The sequence below is a fragment of the Streptomyces sp. NPDC049915 genome (assembly GCF_040656475.1).
GTDB lineage: Bacteria > Actinomycetota > Actinomycetes > Streptomycetales > Streptomycetaceae > Streptomyces.
In genome coordinates this window covers 1-15,429 of the sequence record NZ_JBFAMH010000006.1, presented here as the reverse complement: position 1 = coordinate 15,429, position 15,429 = coordinate 1, and the positions used below count along the sequence as shown (strand labels likewise).

Here is a 15,429-nt window from a genome sequence, read left to right as displayed (position 1 = left end):
CCGGGACCTCTCCTAGGGTGGGCGGATGACGCACTGGAGCCTCGACCGGTACTGCGCCGCGATCCTCGACGAGACCGACCGGTTGCGCGCCCTTGTGAAAGGCGCCGACGTCACCGCCCGCGTCCCCACCTGTCCCGCCTGGAACCTCGGCCAGTTGCTGCGGCACGTGGGCGGCGCGCACCGGTGGGCGGAGACGGTCGTGCGGACCCGGGCCACCCAGGAGGTGCCGCACGACCTGGTCGACGACGTCTTCCACTACGACGACTGTGACCCCGCGGTCCTCGGCGGTTGGCTGGCCGACGGGGCGCGCGAACTGGTGGAGGCGTTCACGGCCGCCGGTGAGGACGTGCGCGTGTGGACCGCGATGCCGGACCAGCCGGTGACGTTCTGGGCCCGGCACGCGCTGTTCGAGACCGTCGTACACCGCGCCGACGCGGCCCGGACCGTCGGCGCGGCCTCCACCCTGGACCCGGCCGTCGCCCGGCACGGGCTCGATGTGTGGATGGGCTTCGGGCTGCTGCCCGAGGCGTACGAGGCAGGCGACGGCGCCGAACCGCTGCTCGGCGAGGGACGCAGCCTGTGCTTCACGCCGAGCGACCGCCCCGGGCCGGGCTGGTTCGTCGACCTCGGCCCGGACGGCCCCCGCTGGGAGCACGCCGGCGGGCCGGCGGCGGCGACGGTGCGCGGCCCGCTCGCCGACCTGCTGCTGCTCATGTACGGCCGGCCCGTCCACGACCGCCTCCGGATCCACGGCGATCGCCTTCTGGTCGACCTGTGGCTGCGGCGGACCGGGTTCTGGCTGAACTGACCGGCTGTCAGTCGAGCACGATCTCGGGTGTGTACAGGTCCAGCCACATCGCCAGGTCGAGGGTGCGCTCCAGGCCGCGCCGCTCGGCCTGCGTGCTCACCGGCTCGTCGCGCTCGGCCATCCGGCGCACCCGATCAGGGTCGACGAGGTCGAACACCCGGTGGGAGGGACGGCTGAGCAGGTCCTTGACGTGCTCCTGCAGGGCGGCCGCGTACTTCGGGTCCTGCGTGGACGGATAGGGGCTCTTGACCCGGTCGTACACGGACTTCGGCAGCAGGTCAGCGGTGGCCTCGCGCAGCAGGCTCTTCTCGCGGCCGTCGAAGGACCTCAGCGCCCAGGGCGTGTTGTAGACGTACTCGACGAGCCGGTGGTCGCAGAACGGCACGCGGACCTCCAGGCCGACGGCCATACTGGCACGGTCCTTGCGGTCGAGCAGGATGCGGACGAACCGGGTCAGGTGCAGATGGCAGATCTGCCGCATCCGGTACTCGAAGTCGCTCTCGCCGGTGAGGCGTTCGATGCCGGAGACGGCCGTACGGTAGCCGTCGGCGAGGTATCCGGACAGGTCGAGGGAGTCCAGCAGGTCGGGGCGCAGCACCTCGGTGTCCTCGCCGAAGTGGCGGCCCATGCTCACCAGCCAGGGGAAGGCGTCGGCGCGACGCGCCTCCTCGTCGAAGAACTGCAGATAGCCGCCGAAAACCTCGTCGGCGGACTCGCCGGACAGGGCGACCGTGGAGCGCTCGCGGACGGCGCGGAACAGCAGGTAGAGGGAGGCGTCCATGTCGCCGAAGCCCGCGGGCAGGTCGCGGGCGCGGATCACCTTGGCCCGCACCTCGGGATCGGCGAGCGCCTGAGCGTCGAGCACGATGTCCTGGTGCTCGGTGTGCGCGGTGCGGGCGACGTCGTGCACGAAGGGGGTGTCGGGGGTGCCGCGCAGTTCGTCGGCGACGAAGTGATCGCTCTGGCCGGCGAAGTCGACGGCGAAGCTGCGCACCTTCTCGCCGTGCTCGGCGAGCTGCCGGGCGGCGAGCGCGGTCATGGCGGAGGAGTCGAGACCTCCGGAGAGCAGGGTGCAGCGGGGCACGTCGGCGACCAGCTGGCGGCGCACGATGTCGTCGAGCAGGGTACGGACGGTACCGACGGTGGTGTCACGGTCGTCGGTGTGCGGCCGGGTGTCGAGGCTCCAGTAGGCGCGGGTGCGCAGCCCCGTGCGGTCGACGGTGACGACGGTGCCCGGCTCGACCTCGCGCATGCCGTCCCAGACGGCGTGCCCGGGCGTCTTGATCATGGTGAACAGCTCGCGCAGGCCGTCCAGGCGCACCCGGGCCCGGGCGAGCGGGTTGGCGAGGATCGCCTTGGGCTCGGAGCCGAAGAGGACGCCGTCGGAGGTGGGGTGGTAGTAGAAGGGCTTGATGCCCATGCGGTCGCGCACCATCACGAGCTTGTCGTGCCGTGCGTCCCAGACGGCGAAGGCGTACATGCCGTTGAGGCGTTCGGCGAGGGCCTCGCCCCACTCCAGGTAGCCGCGCAGGACGACCTCGGTGTCGGATCCGGTGGTGAAGCGGTGGCCGCGGCCAGTGAGTTCGCGGCGCAGCTCGGTGAAGTTGTAGGTCTCGCCGGAGTAGACCAGGGCGACGGTGCCCTCGGGGGTGTCGGCGGTCATCGGCTGGCGCCCGCCGGGCAGGTCGATGATCGCGAGCCTGCGGTGGCCCAGCGCGGCCGGTCCCTGGGCCCAGGTGCCGGCGTCGTCGGGGCCGCGGCAGGCCATCGTCTCGGTCATCGCGTCCAGTGAGGTGCGCTCTGTGTTCAGGTCACGGTCGAAAGAGACCCAGCCGGTGATACCGCACATGTCCCGCCTCCTGCTTCCGGTGCGCCGGGGCACATCGCCGATCCGTGTCCGCGCGATCAGCGAGGTTGCCCCGGCGAATCAGTTGTATGCGCCATCCACATTTCGACCGTGCGCCACCGACCCGGCGCCGGTCAACGCGGCCGTCCCCCGCGCAGACCGGCCGACCTGGGCTTTTCAGCCGCGCTTTACGTTCGCGAAAGCCGTCGGAGGCTCAGCCCCGGCCGTCGGTCGTCAGGAATCGGCCATCGGTAAAGAGTTGTGAAAACATCCCGGCTTGAGCCGTCCCGGTGCGCCGCTGTTGCCGAGCGCGGCCGGTGATGTGACGGTGGAGGAGGCCCGACCGCCTCGGGGGTACGGCGTTCGACACGGTCCCGTCGCCGCCGCGCTTACCCTGTGTCCCTCCGGGGCAGGCGCATGACACCGGGCCGCAGACACCCTTCCCGATTCCCGCGGAGGCCATGTGGACGTCCACGCCGAGCGGCTCCCCGGTGCGCTCCGGGAGCCGCAGAACACAGCCGAGCGCATCCGTGAACTGGAGGAGACGGTCGCCCAGCTGCGGCAGGCCGTGACCTCGCACGCCGTCATCGACCAGGCGATCGGAGTGGTCGTCGCGGTCGGCCGCGTGCCGCCGGCCGAGGCGTGGGACGCGCTGCGCGAGACGTCGATGTGCACGAACGTCAAACTGCGCCGGGTGGCCCAACTGGTCGTCACCTGGGCCCGCACCGGCGTCCTCCCCGCGGACGTGCGGGCGCACCTGACGGCACGACTGGGCCGGCGCGGCCCAGGCTGAGCGCGCACACCCACGGAAGAGGTCGCGGCAGGCCTCGGAAGAGGTGCTGCAGGCCTGCCGGGCCCGGCTCACGGGCGGTCGGTGCCCCAGTCGTCGGGGCCCACGCCGCGCCAGTCGATCAGCGGGGAGTCGGCCAGTTCCTCGGCCTCGATCTCCAGGCCCGCCCGGCGCAGGAACTCCACGACGTCCGCCCGGCTGTGCGCGAGACCGAGGATCTCACCGTCCACCCGCACACGTCGTCCCCCCGTCGGGGACGGCGGATGCACGATCACGGGACGCTGGGCGGACATGGGTCAAGGATCACCCGCCCATGGCCGCCGCGCATCCCCTCCCGCACCTTTTCAGTGCTGCCCCGGCAGGCTCGCGCAGGTGTTCTGGGCAGGCCGGCCCGAGAGCCGGTCCGTCAGCCAGGTCACCGCGTCGCCCTGGTCGGCGAGCAACGGCCCGAAGTGGTTGATCAGCGGGCTGACCAGGTTCGGCAGGTTCACGGGCCGGTACGTCACGTCGGCACCCAGGGCGCACCAGTCGACGGCGAGCCGGCGGGCCTGGGCGTGCGGCACGAGGTTGTCGTTCACGCCGGTCGCCACCCGCACTGGACCGGCCGGCTTCAGCTTGCCGATCCGCTGCGTGTCCAGGAACGCCTGCAGCCTCGGGGTGGCGGCGATGATCTCGCCCAGCGAGGAGCCGTCGGTGGTCCACCGGGTGCTGCGCCGGTAGCCGTAACGGAAGAGGGCGTCACCGACGCACATGGTGGACAGGTCGGCGAGGGCCGCCCGGCCGGCGGCGTTCAGGTGCGCGTCGGCGAGGGGCTTCAGGGACGGGTCGGACTGCAGGAAGCCGTTGAGGGACCAGCCGAGGGCGCCGGTCAGTTCGGTGCCGTCGATGCCCTTGGTGACCTCCGTCAGGTCGGCGGGCGGCGCTCCGGAGTACGTTCCGGCGAGGTGGACGTCGGGGGCGTACGCGGGCTGCAGTTCGGCGGCCGCGGCGGTGGCTCCGCCGCCCTGGCTGTAGCCGAACAGGCCCACGCGGGAGGCGGCGGTGACCGAGGCGCCGCGCACCGAGCGGGCGGCGCGGGCGGCGTCCAGGACGGCGTGGGCCTCGTCCACCCGGTTGACGTAGGTGTGCAGCCGGTCGGTGGCGCCGAGGCCCGCGTAGTCCGTGACGACGACGGCGGTGCCGGAGGCGAGCAGGCGGTAGACGGACAGATCCTCGTAACCGACGGAGACTGTGCGGCCGTTGAACCGCAGGGGGTGCTCCAGGCCGAGGGAGGCGGCGCACTGGTCGCCCTGGCCCATCGTGCCGGGCGCGACCACGACGAGCGGGCGGGGGCCGTCGCCCTTCCAGGCTGCCGCCGGCTCGATGTAGGCGCCGGTGACGGCCATCGGCTGCCCGTTGCCGTCGGTCGACTTGTACATCAGCCGCGTCGCCTTCCCGGGCAGCGGTCCGTGCAGGCTCGGCAGGCTCAGGGCCAGCGGGAGCGGTTCGCTGCGTACGAGGGTGCCGTCGGCGTGGGGCAGGGCGGCGGGCGGGGTGTAGAAGGCGGGGATGGTGACGCCCCGGGAGACGACCGGGTCGGCCGCCCGGGCGGCCGTGGCGCCGAGGGCCTGGGCGCCGAGGCAGGCGGCGGTGGTGACCGCCACGGCCAGGAGCCGTCTGGATGCGGGCATGGGGAACCTCCTGTGAAGCGGCCGGCAGGAAGTCTCCGGTGTGCCGGGCACCGCGCGTCGCCCGGGCACCCCGGAGCCGGCGGCGCAGGGGCGTCCGTCGCCCACGGACCCGCCCCCGCGCCACCGCTGGTGGTGGCTTGCCGGGACGCTATCCGGCCTGGGGTTACCGCCGGTACTGGCCGGTAGGTTACGGTTCAGTAATTTGACTCAGCGTCTGATTACGGCTGCGCAGAGCTAGTTCCCGTACCAGAACCGGGCCTCAGGAGGTGGTGGACCCGAAGCTCTGCGTCGTGTAGGCGCACTCCGTGTAGACGTAGTCGGAGGACAGCTTGGCCGTGTCCGAGCCCGCTGTGGTGGTGCCGCCGACCGGCTTGTGCACGAACCAGGTGGTGCCGGGAGGCAGTTGCAGGGTGCGCTGTGGATAGTCCTTGCCGCTGTCGTCGCACGGCTTGAACGCCGGATTGAGGGTGCTGCTCCAGGAGTACGCAGTGCAGTTGCCGCAGCCCTTGATGGTGAACGAGCCGGTGACCGGGCCGGTGTACAGCACCCGGATGTCGTCGGGACTGTCGTTCTTGACGGTCACCGAGACGCTGCCGCCGCCGGCGGTGGTGGGCAGGTGCTTGCCCGCCGCGGGCAGGGTCTGCGCAACCTCCGCGGCGATGGCGATCTTCTCGGCCAGGGCGCGGTTGCGGTCGCCCCGGTGCCGGGCGGCGAAGTCCTCCATGGTCTTCTGCGCCCCCGCGAAGTCACCGTCCCTGTACTGGTCGACGCCGCAGGGATAAGCGCCCGCGTCCGCGCTGCCGGAGGCACGCCCGGCGTCCCGCGCCAGCGCCTCGCGCCCGCCCGAGCTCCTGCCGGACAGGTCGGTGATCCGGGCGCCGAGACCGCGCAACCGCTCGACGGCGGCGCACGGGTCGGTGCCGCGCACGTCCTGCTCGGCCCGGCCCACGGCGGCCCGCACCGCCGGTTCGACACGCGCGGCCTGCGGCGAGCCGGAGAAGGCGGTCAGCAGGTCCGCGAACCGGTCCACCCACGTGGCGTCGCCGCCCGCGAGCGCGGTCGCCCCGCACTCGTACAGCGAGGTGGCCAGCCGGTCGTCCGGCCAGGCGGCCAGCGCGCCGAGGCTGCGGGCGGGCATCGTCCGCGGCACCGTGCGCAGATAGGCGAGCGGCGCCACGGCCCCGCAGTAGTCCTTGCGCTCGTACGGCGCGCCGATCGTCGCGTAGTAGGCACGCAGCCGGTCGGGCACCTTGCCGGCGGCGCGGGAGCCAGGGTGGTTCGCGTCGAGGTCGCGGTAGGAGGTCAGGGCCTGCCGGTAGCCGGACTCGGCGGCGGTGAAGGACTGCGTACCCCCGGCCCGCACGAGCCGGTCGGCCTCGTCGAGCCGGTCCAGCAGCATCTTCTCCACGGCCTCGTCGCGGGCACGGTCGTACAGCACCACTCCCCCGGCCGGTACGGCGAGCAGCACCACGCCGAGCAGCAGGGCGACGGGGGCGCGGGACGGCCGGGTGAGCGGGGTGCGCAGCCCGGCGAGGGCACCGTGGACGGCGGCGGCCACCAGGAACGCGGCGTACAGGACGAGGGCAGCACCCGGCACGCCGTCCGCTTCGGCGGGCAGCGCCACCAGGAGCAGCACCGCGGTCGCCACCCAGCAGGCGGCCATGGCGAGCCATCGGCGCAGCAGTGCGTAACCGAGCCCGAGGCCGCAGAGGTTGAGCAGACCGACGGCGGCGGCCCGCAGACCGTCCGCCGGCGCGGGTGGTGGGGCGGGCGGGCCCGGAGGCATGGGCGGCAGCGGTGGCACGGCCTGCGGCCCGCTCGGGCCGTACGGATACCCGGACATGGCGGCTCCCCCCGTCAACTACGCCCGCATGTGGGCGCTTTGGGAGTGTACGGCCCGCACGGCCCGGTCGACAGAGCGCTGCCCGCACCCGACGAGGGTGCTTGTTATGACAGTCGTCATGGCGGATGCTGCTGTCAGTGGCGGCGTCCGGCACCGGCCGGTGCCGGCGGACGACGGCCCAGGACAGGAGGACGCAGTGAGCGACGGACTGGCGCGGGTGCTGTGGGAGCGGTACGAACCGGTGCACGACCTTGTCCACTTCGCCCCCGAGGCCCGGCGCGCCGCCGACGGCCTCGGGTTGCGCGGCTTTTGGATGGGCTACTTCGCGCTGCGCGCCGCCCCGCTCGGCCCCGTGGCGGCACCGGTCGTGACCAGCAGTTTCTACGTCTTCCACGCCGACCGGGTGGCGCGGGCACTGCCGGACGCGTGGCGGTACGCGACGCCGGAGGCCGTGCTCGCGGCGCGGCAGGAAGCCATGGACGCCGCGATGACGCGGGTGCTGGGCGCGGACACCGTGTCCTCGCCGGAGGTGGCCGAGGCAGCGGAGCTGGCCTGGGCCGCGGCGGCGGCCGCGGACACGGCGGGGCGGGTGCTCGGAGCCGCGAACCAGGCCCTGCCCGCGCCCCGGCTGCCGCATGTACGCCTGTGGCAGGCGCTGACCACGCTGCGGGAGCACCGCGGTGACGGCCATGTCGCCGCGCTGGTGACCAGCGGGCTGGGCCCGGTCGCCGCGATGGTCCTCAAGGCCGCGGCGGGCGAGTCGGAGGCGGCACTGCTGCGGGAGGGCCGCAAGTGGGACCGCGCCACCTGGCAGGCCACGGAGGAGGAACTGCGCGCCCGCGGCCTGCTGGACCCCGCGGGCACCCTCACCGCCGAAGGCACCGCGCTGCGCGGGGCGGTGGAGGCACACACCGACGCGGCCGCACATCAGCCGTGGCAGGCCGTCGGCGAGGACGCGGCCCTGCGCCTGGCGGCCCTGCTGGAGCCCCTGGCCCGGCGGGTCCTCGGCAGCCGCCTGATCCCGGCCGGCAACCCGGTGGGGCTGACCGGGCAGCTGTGGCGGTCGGGCGGTGACGGGCCTGCGTGATCCGCGGCCCGGCCGGGCTGTGAGCTGTCAGCTGTCAGCTGTCAGCTGTCCAGCCACGCCCGGATGTCGTCCGTGTGTTCGCCGAGCCGGGGCGGGCGGCGGTCGTAGCGGGCCGGGGTGCGGGAGAGGCCGATCGGGTTGGCGACCAGGTCCATCGGCGTTCCGTCGGGTCCGGTGACCGTGGCGCGGGGGTGCAGGCCGAGCGTGTCGGCCAGGTCGAACGCCTGGGCCACGTCGTTGACCGGCCCGCACGGCACACCGAGCGGAGTGAGCCGGTCGAACCAGTCGGCCGCGGTGCGCTGGGCCAGCGCCGCTCCCAGCAGCTCGGCGAGTGCGCCGACGTGCGCCACCCGGTCGGCGTTGCTCACGAAGCGCGGATCTGCGGCGAGGTGCGGCGCGTCCAGGCCCCGGCACAGGGCCGCGAACTGACGGTCGTTGCCGACGGCGACGACGAACGGCCGGTCCTTCGCCCGGAACACCTCGTACGGCGCGATCGAGGGATGCCGGTTGCCGAGGATGCCCGGCACGCTGCCGGCGAGGGTGTAGCCGGCTGCCTGGTTGACGAGGCTGAAGAGCAGACAGGACAACAGATCGACCTGGACGTGCTGCCCCTCGCCGGTGGCGTCACGGTGGCGCAGGGCGGACAGCACGCCGACGGCCGCGTGCAGCCCGGTCAGGACGTCGACGACGGCCACGCCCGTCTTCACGGGCTGCCCCGGCTCCGCTCCGGTGACGCTCATCAGCCCGCCCACCGCCTGCACGAGCAGGTCGTACCCGGGCAGGGCCGCGCCCGGACCGTCGCCGAAACCGGTCACCGAGCAGTACACCAGGCCCGGGTTGAGCGCGTGCGCCGGTCCGGGCCCGAGGCCGTACTTGTCCATCGTGCCGGGGCGGAAGTTCTCGAACAGGACGTCGGCGCGGCGCACCAGCTCCCGCGCGCGTGCACGGTCGCGCTCGTCGCGCAGATCGAGCCCGACGGAGCGCTTGTTGCGGTTGACGGACAGGTAGTACGTGGCTTCGCCGTGGGCGTGCGGCGGTCCCCAGGCCCGGGTGTCGTCGCCGGTGTCCGGATGCTCCACCTTGATCACGTCGGCGCCGAGGTCGGCCAGCAGCATGGTGGCGTACGGGGCGGCCAGGACGCGTCCGAAGTCGGCGACGAGGACTCCGGCCAGAGGACTGCGGGCTGCTGCGCTGTGCGGCATCGGCGTGCCTTTCCGAGCGGGCGCTCATCGCGCCCGGGGCGGGACGTGGGGCGTGCGGCGGTCATTCTCCGGGCGGGGCGGCGGCGCCGCACTCGACGGAATGTCCCGCACCGCCCCCTGCCCGCACGCCGCCGTGTCCAATGGACGGCCGCACGGCCGGACGTGTCACGCGCCCCGGCAGGGCGTTAGCCCTGGGGGCGCGGGGGCACTCGTGGCGCACGGCGGTTCCGGCCGGGACCGCCGCGCGCCCTGCCCCGGAGGTGAAAGAACATGGCTGGCCATGGAGGAAACGTCATCGACGAACTGGTGACCGATCACCGGGAAGTCGAGGAGATGTTCGGCCAGATCGAGGCGCTGCCGCCCGGCAGCAAGGACCGAAAGCTCCTGGCCGACAAGGTGACGATGGAACTGGTACGGCACTCGGTGGCGGAGGAGGCCTACCTCTACCCGGCCGTGCGCGAGCACGTGCCCGGCGGTGACGCCATCGCCGACAAGGAGCTCGAGGACCACGCCGAGGCCGAGCAGATCATGAAGGATCTGGAGGGTTGCGACGCGACCGACCCGGAGTTCGACCGGCTCATCGGCAGGCTCATGACCGAGATCCGCTCGCACGTGGCCGACGAGGAGGGCAACCTCTTCCCCAAGCTGCGCGCCGCGTGCCCCCCGCAGGCCCTCGACCAGCTGGGCGACAAGGTGCGCCAGGCGAAGAAGATGGCCCCGACCCGCCCGCACCCCATGGCGCCGGACAAGCCGCCGGCGAACAAGATGCTGGCGCCCGGCACGGGACTGGTGGACCGGATCCGGGACGCCCTGTCCGGACGCGGCAAGCACGCCTGACGTCACACAGGGATCAGACAGGGAAGGGCCCGCCGTCTCGGGGACGGCGGGCCCTTTCCACGTGACCACCTCGTGTTGCGCGCAGGCGCGGGGCACCTCACCCGGTCAGCAACCGTCCCACGGCCTCGACGATGTCCCGCGGGGTGGCCTCCCGCTCCGCCCCGGCGCAGGTGTCGTCCCCGAAGAGGACCGCGGGCACCTTGTACGGCGCCCGGTCGTCCCCCACAGGTGCCGCCTTCGAAGGCAGCGAGACGACGGGGGTGCCGACGGCCGCCGCCAGGTGGGCGGTGTCCGCGTCCCCGGCGAGCACGCAGTCAGCGTTGCGCAGCACTCCGGCGAGCGTGCGCGGTGAGGTCCGCCCGCCCAGGTCTACGGCGGTGTCACCGGCGACCCGCCCGGTGACGGCGGCCTCCTGCGCGGTCCCGGTCACGGCGACCCGGTGCCCGGCGTCCGCGAGCAGGGCGGCGGTCCGCGCACAGCGCTCGGTACCCCACTCCGGGGACCGCGCCGCCGCTCCGGGATGCAGCACGACGTACGGCCCGTTGCCGCCGGTCAGCTGAGCGGTGTCCGGCGCGGGCAGTACCCGCAGCCGGCCGTCGTCACCCGTCCGGGGCCGGAACCCCATCGCGGCGGCCGTGTCGAGGGCCGCCTGGGCCTCGTGCCGGCCGGGCTCGCGCCGGTGGCAGACATCGAGGACACCGGCGGACTCGTCCCCCTCGGCCCCGATCCGGGCCGCCCCGCGCACCGAACGCAGCAGCCGGGCGACGGGCAGCGGACTGTGCCCGGACGGGGTGAGCACCACCGCGGTGTCGTACGCCGTCGTCCGCAGCCGCCGCAGCAGCTCCGCATCGCGGCCTCCCGCGCTCTCGGGGCCGGCCGGTTCCCATACGACGACGTCGTCCACGTGCGGCAGCAGCCGGGCCGCGGGTGCTCCGGCGGGGGTGCAGAGCATCGTGACGGCACCGCTGCGAGCGGCCACCGCCCGCACGGCCGGTCCCGTGAGCAGGACGCCGTCGAATCCGTCGAGCCGTGCGACGAGCGCCGTCACGACAGCCACCCGCTGCCGCCCGCTGCCACGGTCACGGGGGCGGGCGCGGGCCGGGCGGCGGCCACGGTGCGCTCCAGGCCCTCCTGCCAGGAGACCCTGGGCCGCCAGCCGAAGAGTTCACGCGCGAAGCCGGTGTCCGGTCGGCGCGGGCCGGGTGCGCCGGCCGTACCGTCCGCGAACTCCAGCGGCGCGCCGCATCCGGTCAGCTCGATCACCCGGCGGGCCAGCTCCCCGAGCGGCACCTGCTCCTCGCCGCCGATGTCGAGGGGCCGTACCGAACGGCCGGCGGCCACCCGCAGCATTCCGTCCACGGCGTCGTCGACGTAGCACAGCGACACGGTCCGGCTGCCGTCACCGGCCACGGTGACGGGCTCGCCGCGCTCGGCCTGGGCCAGCAGCCGGGAGAGCGGGCGGTCGTCGTCGGCGCGCATCCGCGGGCCGTAGGTGTCGAAGACCCGCACGATGCCGGCGTTGCTGCCGCGGGCGCCGGCATGGGCGGCGACCAGCGCCTCGGAGAAGCGCTTGGTCTCGGCGTAGGCACCGCACGGGTCGACCGGGTCGGCATAGGCGTGTCCGTCGCCGGTGCACGGGCCCCCGGACCCACCGGCGAGTTCGCACGCCTCGCAGGCGGAGGCGAACAGGAAGCGGGCCCCGTCACGTTCGGCCACGGCGAGCGCGTGGCGGGTGCCGAGGCTGCCGGCGTCCAGCGTCTGCAGCGGGCGGCGCCGGCAGTCGGCGGGCGAGGCGGGACCGGCGAGGTGCAGGACCAGGTCGTAAGGGCCGCTCAGGATGTCGAGGCAGCCGGAGTCGGCCACGTCCAGCTCGAGGAAGCGGAAACCGGGGTGGTCGGCCACCGGGGCGACGTTCTCCGGGCGGCCCGTCGACAGATCGTCGAGACAGTCGACTTCGACCCCTGAATCCAGCAGGCGCGTCACGAGGTGCGAGCCGAGGAAACCGGCTCCCCCCGTGACCAGGGCCCGGCGCCACGGGGGCGCAGAGCCGAGCGTGGGTGCCGACGTCATGAGAAGGACCCTCCTTCCCCGGTGGTGCCTGCCGCCGCGCTGGCGCCGCTCCCGGGTGCCCCTCCGAGTCGCTTTCATGCTCTGACGTCTGGTGGAGAGGGGGTCGGTGGGGCCAGTGGGGTCCCGCAGGTGTCACAGGGTGACGGCCGCCACACGGCCGGCGGCTCCCGCACCGGCTCGTCGATCTCTGTGAGCAAACCCACTCGCCTCTCAAATGCCGTATGCCTCAGGCCCTTTGGGGGCTTCCGGACGGTCGCTCGGCGGGCGGTGGCCAGCACTCGGCATCCCCTTCTGCCACGATGGTCCGCGCCGTGATCCGGCATCCGAACGACCGTGCAGCGCAGCCGGCGTTCCCTGTGACCGCCGACGCGCCCCTCCGGGCCCCGACTCGTCTTCGAGTGCCGCACTGTGTCTTCCTCGCCTCACCCCGCCCTGCCCAGTCCTGCCCACATCGCCGCCGCGCCGCGCTCCCGCGCGTCCCGCTCGCCCTGGCGCGCCCTGCGCCACCGCAGCATGCGCTGGTGGTCGCTGGCGAACTTCGTCTCCAACGCCGGTACGTGGATGCAGCTCACCGTGCAGAACCTGCTGGTCCTGCAGATCACCGGGTCAGCCGCCGCGACCGGCCTCTCGATGTCGGTGCAGGCCGCGCCCGCGCTGTTCATGAGCCTGGTGGGCGGCGCGGCCGTCGACCGCTGGCCACGGAAGGTGACGGCGGCCGTCAGCCAGGCACTGCTCGGGGCCGTGGCCTTCGTGACGGCGCTGCTGGTGGCGCTGGACCGGCTGGACATGACCTCGCTGATGATCCTCGCGGCCGTCACGGGCCTGGTCGCCACGGTCGACGGACCGGCGTGCGCCCTGCTCGGCAACGACCTCGTGCCCGTGGAGGACCTCCCCTCCGCCATCGGCGTGGGCGCCCTCGTGCACAACGCCGGCCGGCTCACCGGCGCGGCCCTGGCGGGCGTCACCGTCGGCTTCCTCGGGACGGCCGCCGCGTACGCCGGGAACGGACTGTCGTTCCTGTTCGTCGCCGCCGTGATCCCCTTCCTGCGACCCGCACCCGGGGCGCCCGGGCGCGGCGAGGGTGCGGCGCGCCTGGCCACGGCGCCGCGGCGCGACCGGGGGCAGGACATGACCGTGCGGCAGGGGCTCGCGTTCTTCGCCCGCCGGCCCAGGCTGCTGGCGCTGGCCGGCATCACCGGCATCAGCGCGGTCTTCGGCCGCAACTACCAGCTGACGCTCGCCGTCCTCGTCACCGGACCCCTCGCGGGCGGCGCGGCTTCCTTCGGCACCGTCTCCACCGTGCTCGCCGTCGGTGGCATGCTCGGCGCGGTCCTCGGCGCACGACTGCACCGGCCGTCGGTGTGGCTGGTGGGCATGCTGGCCGCCGCGGGCGGGCTGCTGCAGGCGATCGCCGGGCTGTCGCCGTCGCTGGCGGTGCTGCTGGTGATGGTGCTGCCGATGGCCGTGGTGGAGTCCGTCTCCGACACCGCGGGCACGGCCGTGCTCCAGACGGACCCGCCGGCCCATCTGCGCGGCCGGGTGCTGGGCGTGTGGGGCAGCATCGGCACGGTGTGGGGCCTCGGCGGGCCGCCGGCGCTCGGTCTGCTGATGGAGTGGGCGGGCGCGCGCGGCGCCCTGGTCGCGGGCGGTCTCCTCATCGCCGGCACGATCGGCGCGGGCCTGCTGCTGCGCGACCGCCGCGCCACGACGCCGGTGACCCTGCGGCCCCAGGAGGGCGACCTGACCGGGCGCGAGTCGCTGAGCACGGCGGCGTGAGGCTTTCTCCGGGGGGTGGGGTCTCCGGGGCGAGGGTTTTCTACCGGGGCGGGGGCATTGCGCCGGGCGGAGGCCTTCTACCGAGGTGAGGGCCTTCTGCGGGGTGAGGGGCCGTCTACCGAGGCGAGAGCTTTCTGCGAGATGAGGGCCCGGGCCCTCTACCGAGGTGAGGGCATTCTGCGGGGTGAGGGCCTCGGCTGGATGAGCGAGGCCCGTGCGGCCGCCGGAGATCAACCGGCGGCGCCCCTCGCTCAGGCGATGAGTGCCTGTCCCGGCCGGAGCAGGTCCAGCAGTGGGGCGTGGTGCAGCTCGGCCACGGGGGCGAGCAGATCCGGGTGCCGCAGCAGTGCCGCAGCGCGGCGGTCGCCGTCGTCGGGGGTGACCAGGCGGCGGAACTCCACCGGCAGGCCGGTCGCGTGATCGCCCTCCATGAGCGCGGCCACGGCCAGCGCGGCCAGTTCCGCGTCCACCAGCAGGCAGGCCGCCCAGCTGGCCACGACCTCGTCGACCCAGCTGCGCCAGGCGTCCTCATCGCCGTCCGCCGCCGCGGCCCCGTCCGCGCCGGTGATCCAGTCGAGCCGGGCCGAGCCACCGGGCCCCGCCATCCCGACGAGGGCGGCGTCCATCACGGTCGGGTAGCGCAGCCAGGCGGCGACCGTCACGGCCTGCCGGGCCTGGACCTCGCACAGGGCGGACGAGAGCGCGCCGCCGCAGGCCGGGTAGGCGCTGGTCAGCCAGTGGGAGGTCGCCGCGATGAGCGGGGAGAGGTCTGCGTGCACTGCGAGGCCGTCCGAAGCCGCTGGAGGAAGGGGGATGCACAGAACGGTAGCCCCTGCCCCCGCCGCCCCGGTCCCCGCCGACGGCGTGGTTTCGACCACATCCACCGCAACGGGACGCGAAAAGGCCCGCACCCTTCTCCGGATACGGGCCCATCCTCGTCCGCGGGGTTCAGCTGCCGCTCAGCCGCGCACGCAGCAGCTCCTTGCCCAGCTCGGCGCCCTTGCGGCTGTCCGCCTGGGCCTTGCGGAACAGGTCGGCGACCTCGGTGTCCTTCTCGCGCTCGGCGTCCTGGATGTAGTTCTCCAGCCGGAGCGCGTTGCTCAGGCACGCCTCGACGTACCAGATCAGGTTGTAGTCCTTGTCCTGCGTGCCGGTGACGCCGCCGGTCTCCGTGTTGCTGGTCATGCGGGCATCCTCCGTCCGATTCAGCGGTTGCCGTCCGTGTGACGGGCGGGTACCCGTGCGGGGTGCTGCCACACGCCTTTGCCTGCCGGTGCCTGCGGCGCCGGGTCGTGTTTCGGGTGCGGGTTTCGTTGTGGCTGGTCGCGTCGTTCCCGCGCCCCTTTTGTGCCTGCGGCGGCCCGTTGCGGTGCGTCGTGGCGTGCCTGGCGCCTTCGGTTCGTTGTGGGTCGGGGCCGGGGTGGGGGGTGTCCGTCCTCGGTCCGGCCGCCCGTTCCCGACGAGCGCTCAGTGTGCCGGTGCCGGCCGCTGCGGGCGGAC

Annotated in this window: 14 protein-coding genes; 5 read left to right on the top strand and 9 right to left on the bottom strand. The window is 73.9% G+C overall.

The window, feature by feature from the left end; all coding sequences use genetic code 11:
* The first annotated feature begins 25 nt into the window (after positions 1-25).
* Positions 26-808 (top strand): maleylpyruvate isomerase family mycothiol-dependent enzyme, encoded by a 783-nt coding sequence (locus AB0J12_RS12175; protein WP_363264195.1) that lies wholly within the window; start codon positions 26-28, stop codon positions 806-808.
* Between the two features lie 7 nt (positions 809-815).
* Here AB0J12_RS12175 and asnB read toward each other — a convergent pair whose 3' ends face one another.
* A complete protein-coding gene (gene asnB, locus AB0J12_RS12170; RefSeq protein ID WP_363264194.1) occupies positions 816-2,657 on the bottom strand; it encodes an asparagine synthase (glutamine-hydrolyzing) in 1,842 nt (613 codons plus the stop codon).
* Positions 2,658-3,117: 460 nt separating this feature from the next.
* Here asnB and AB0J12_RS12165 point away from each other — a divergent pair, with 460 nt between their 5' ends.
* Positions 3,118-3,447 carry an ANTAR domain-containing protein gene (locus tag AB0J12_RS12165; RefSeq protein ID WP_363264193.1) on the top strand — a complete coding sequence of 110 codons (330 nt, stop codon included), beginning with the start codon at positions 3,118-3,120 and terminating at the stop codon, positions 3,445-3,447.
* Positions 3,448-3,515: 68 nt separating this feature from the next.
* Here the strand turns inward: AB0J12_RS12165 and AB0J12_RS12160 are convergent, their stop codons facing one another.
* The 3 genes from AB0J12_RS12160 to AB0J12_RS12150 form a co-directional block, all read right to left on the bottom strand.
* Complete coding sequence (locus AB0J12_RS12160; protein ID WP_363264192.1) at positions 3,516-3,737, bottom strand: hypothetical protein; 222 nt, start codon at positions 3,735-3,737, stop codon at positions 3,516-3,518.
* Positions 3,738-3,788: 51 nt separating this feature from the next.
* The gene (locus tag AB0J12_RS12155; protein WP_363264191.1) at positions 3,789-5,114 is read right to left on the bottom strand and encodes a lipase family protein; all 1,326 of its coding nucleotides are present in this window, start codon (positions 5,112-5,114) and stop codon (positions 3,789-3,791) included.
* A gap of 259 nt (positions 5,115-5,373) precedes the next feature.
* On the bottom strand, positions 5,374-6,957 hold the full coding sequence (locus AB0J12_RS12150; protein ID WP_363264190.1) for a hypothetical protein: 1,584 nt from the start codon (positions 6,955-6,957) through the stop codon (positions 5,374-5,376).
* Positions 6,958-7,153: 196 nt separating this feature from the next.
* On the opposite strand from AB0J12_RS12150, the gene AB0J12_RS12145 reads away from it, so the two are divergent.
* Entirely contained in the window at positions 7,154-8,044 is an 891-nt protein-coding gene (locus AB0J12_RS12145) for a hypothetical protein (protein ID WP_363264189.1), read from the top strand.
* A gap of 41 nt (positions 8,045-8,085) precedes the next feature.
* On the opposite strand, the gene AB0J12_RS12140 is transcribed toward AB0J12_RS12145, so the two are convergent.
* Positions 8,086-9,246: a CoA transferase gene (locus AB0J12_RS12140; protein ID WP_363264188.1), complete on the bottom strand. Its 1,161-nt coding sequence runs from the start codon at positions 9,244-9,246 to the stop codon at positions 8,086-8,088.
* Between the two features lie 270 nt (positions 9,247-9,516).
* Between AB0J12_RS12140 and AB0J12_RS12135 the strand changes: the two genes are divergently transcribed.
* Positions 9,517-10,083: a hemerythrin domain-containing protein gene (locus tag AB0J12_RS12135; RefSeq protein WP_363264187.1), complete on the top strand. Its 567-nt coding sequence runs from the start codon at positions 9,517-9,519 to the stop codon at positions 10,081-10,083.
* Positions 10,084-10,180: 97 nt separating this feature from the next.
* Here the strand turns inward: AB0J12_RS12135 and AB0J12_RS12130 are convergent, their stop codons facing one another.
* Positions 10,181-11,131 (bottom strand): glycosyltransferase family 9 protein, encoded by a 951-nt coding sequence (locus AB0J12_RS12130; RefSeq protein ID WP_363264186.1) that lies wholly within the window; start codon positions 11,129-11,131, stop codon positions 10,181-10,183.
* A complete protein-coding gene (locus AB0J12_RS12125; protein ID WP_363264185.1) occupies positions 11,128-12,153 on the bottom strand; it encodes an NAD-dependent epimerase/dehydratase family protein in 1,026 nt (341 codons plus the stop codon). The genes AB0J12_RS12130 and AB0J12_RS12125 overlap by 4 nt, the downstream gene beginning before the upstream one ends.
* Before the next feature lie 408 nt (positions 12,154-12,561).
* Here AB0J12_RS12125 and AB0J12_RS12120 point away from each other — a divergent pair, with 408 nt between their 5' ends.
* Positions 12,562-13,929: an MFS transporter gene (locus AB0J12_RS12120; RefSeq protein ID WP_363264184.1), complete on the top strand. Its 1,368-nt coding sequence runs from the start codon at positions 12,562-12,564 to the stop codon at positions 13,927-13,929.
* Positions 13,930-14,180: 251 nt separating this feature from the next.
* Here AB0J12_RS12120 and AB0J12_RS12115 read toward each other — a convergent pair whose 3' ends face one another.
* Positions 14,181-14,708, bottom strand: a complete 528-nt coding sequence (locus AB0J12_RS12115; RefSeq protein WP_363264183.1) for a hypothetical protein — start codon at positions 14,706-14,708, stop codon at positions 14,181-14,183.
* A 169-nt stretch (positions 14,709-14,877) separates the two neighbouring features.
* A complete protein-coding gene (locus tag AB0J12_RS12110) occupies positions 14,878-15,114 on the bottom strand; it encodes a hypothetical protein (protein ID WP_361632579.1) in 237 nt (78 codons plus the stop codon).
* Positions 15,115-15,429 lie beyond the last annotated feature (315 nt).

Excerpts from the sequence above, each read along its gene's own strand:
- AB0J12_RS12155 (WP_363264191.1), bottom strand. The coding sequence starts at position 5,114 with ATGCCCGCATCCAGACGGCTCCTGGCCGTGGCGGTCACCACCGCCGCC.
- AB0J12_RS12135 (WP_363264187.1), top strand. The coding sequence starts at position 9,517 with ATGGCTGGCCATGGAGGAAACGTCATCGACGAACTGGTGACCGATCAC.
- asnB (WP_363264194.1), bottom strand. The coding sequence starts at position 2,657 with ATGTGCGGTATCACCGGCTGGGTCTCTTTCGACCGTGACCTGAACACA.
- AB0J12_RS12160 (WP_363264192.1), bottom strand. The coding sequence starts at position 3,737 with ATGTCCGCCCAGCGTCCCGTGATCGTGCATCCGCCGTCCCCGACGGGG.
- AB0J12_RS12140 (WP_363264188.1), bottom strand. The coding sequence starts at position 9,246 with ATGCCGCACAGCGCAGCAGCCCGCAGTCCTCTGGCCGGAGTCCTCGTC.
- AB0J12_RS12125 (WP_363264185.1), bottom strand. The coding sequence starts at position 12,153 with ATGACGTCGGCACCCACGCTCGGCTCTGCGCCCCCGTGGCGCCGGGCC.
- AB0J12_RS12175 (WP_363264195.1), top strand. The coding sequence starts at position 26 with ATGACGCACTGGAGCCTCGACCGGTACTGCGCCGCGATCCTCGACGAG.
- AB0J12_RS12150 (WP_363264190.1), bottom strand. The coding sequence starts at position 6,957 with ATGTCCGGGTATCCGTACGGCCCGAGCGGGCCGCAGGCCGTGCCACCG.
- AB0J12_RS12110 (WP_361632579.1), bottom strand. The coding sequence starts at position 15,114 with ATGACCAGCAACACGGAGACCGGCGGCGTCACCGGCACGCAGGACAAG.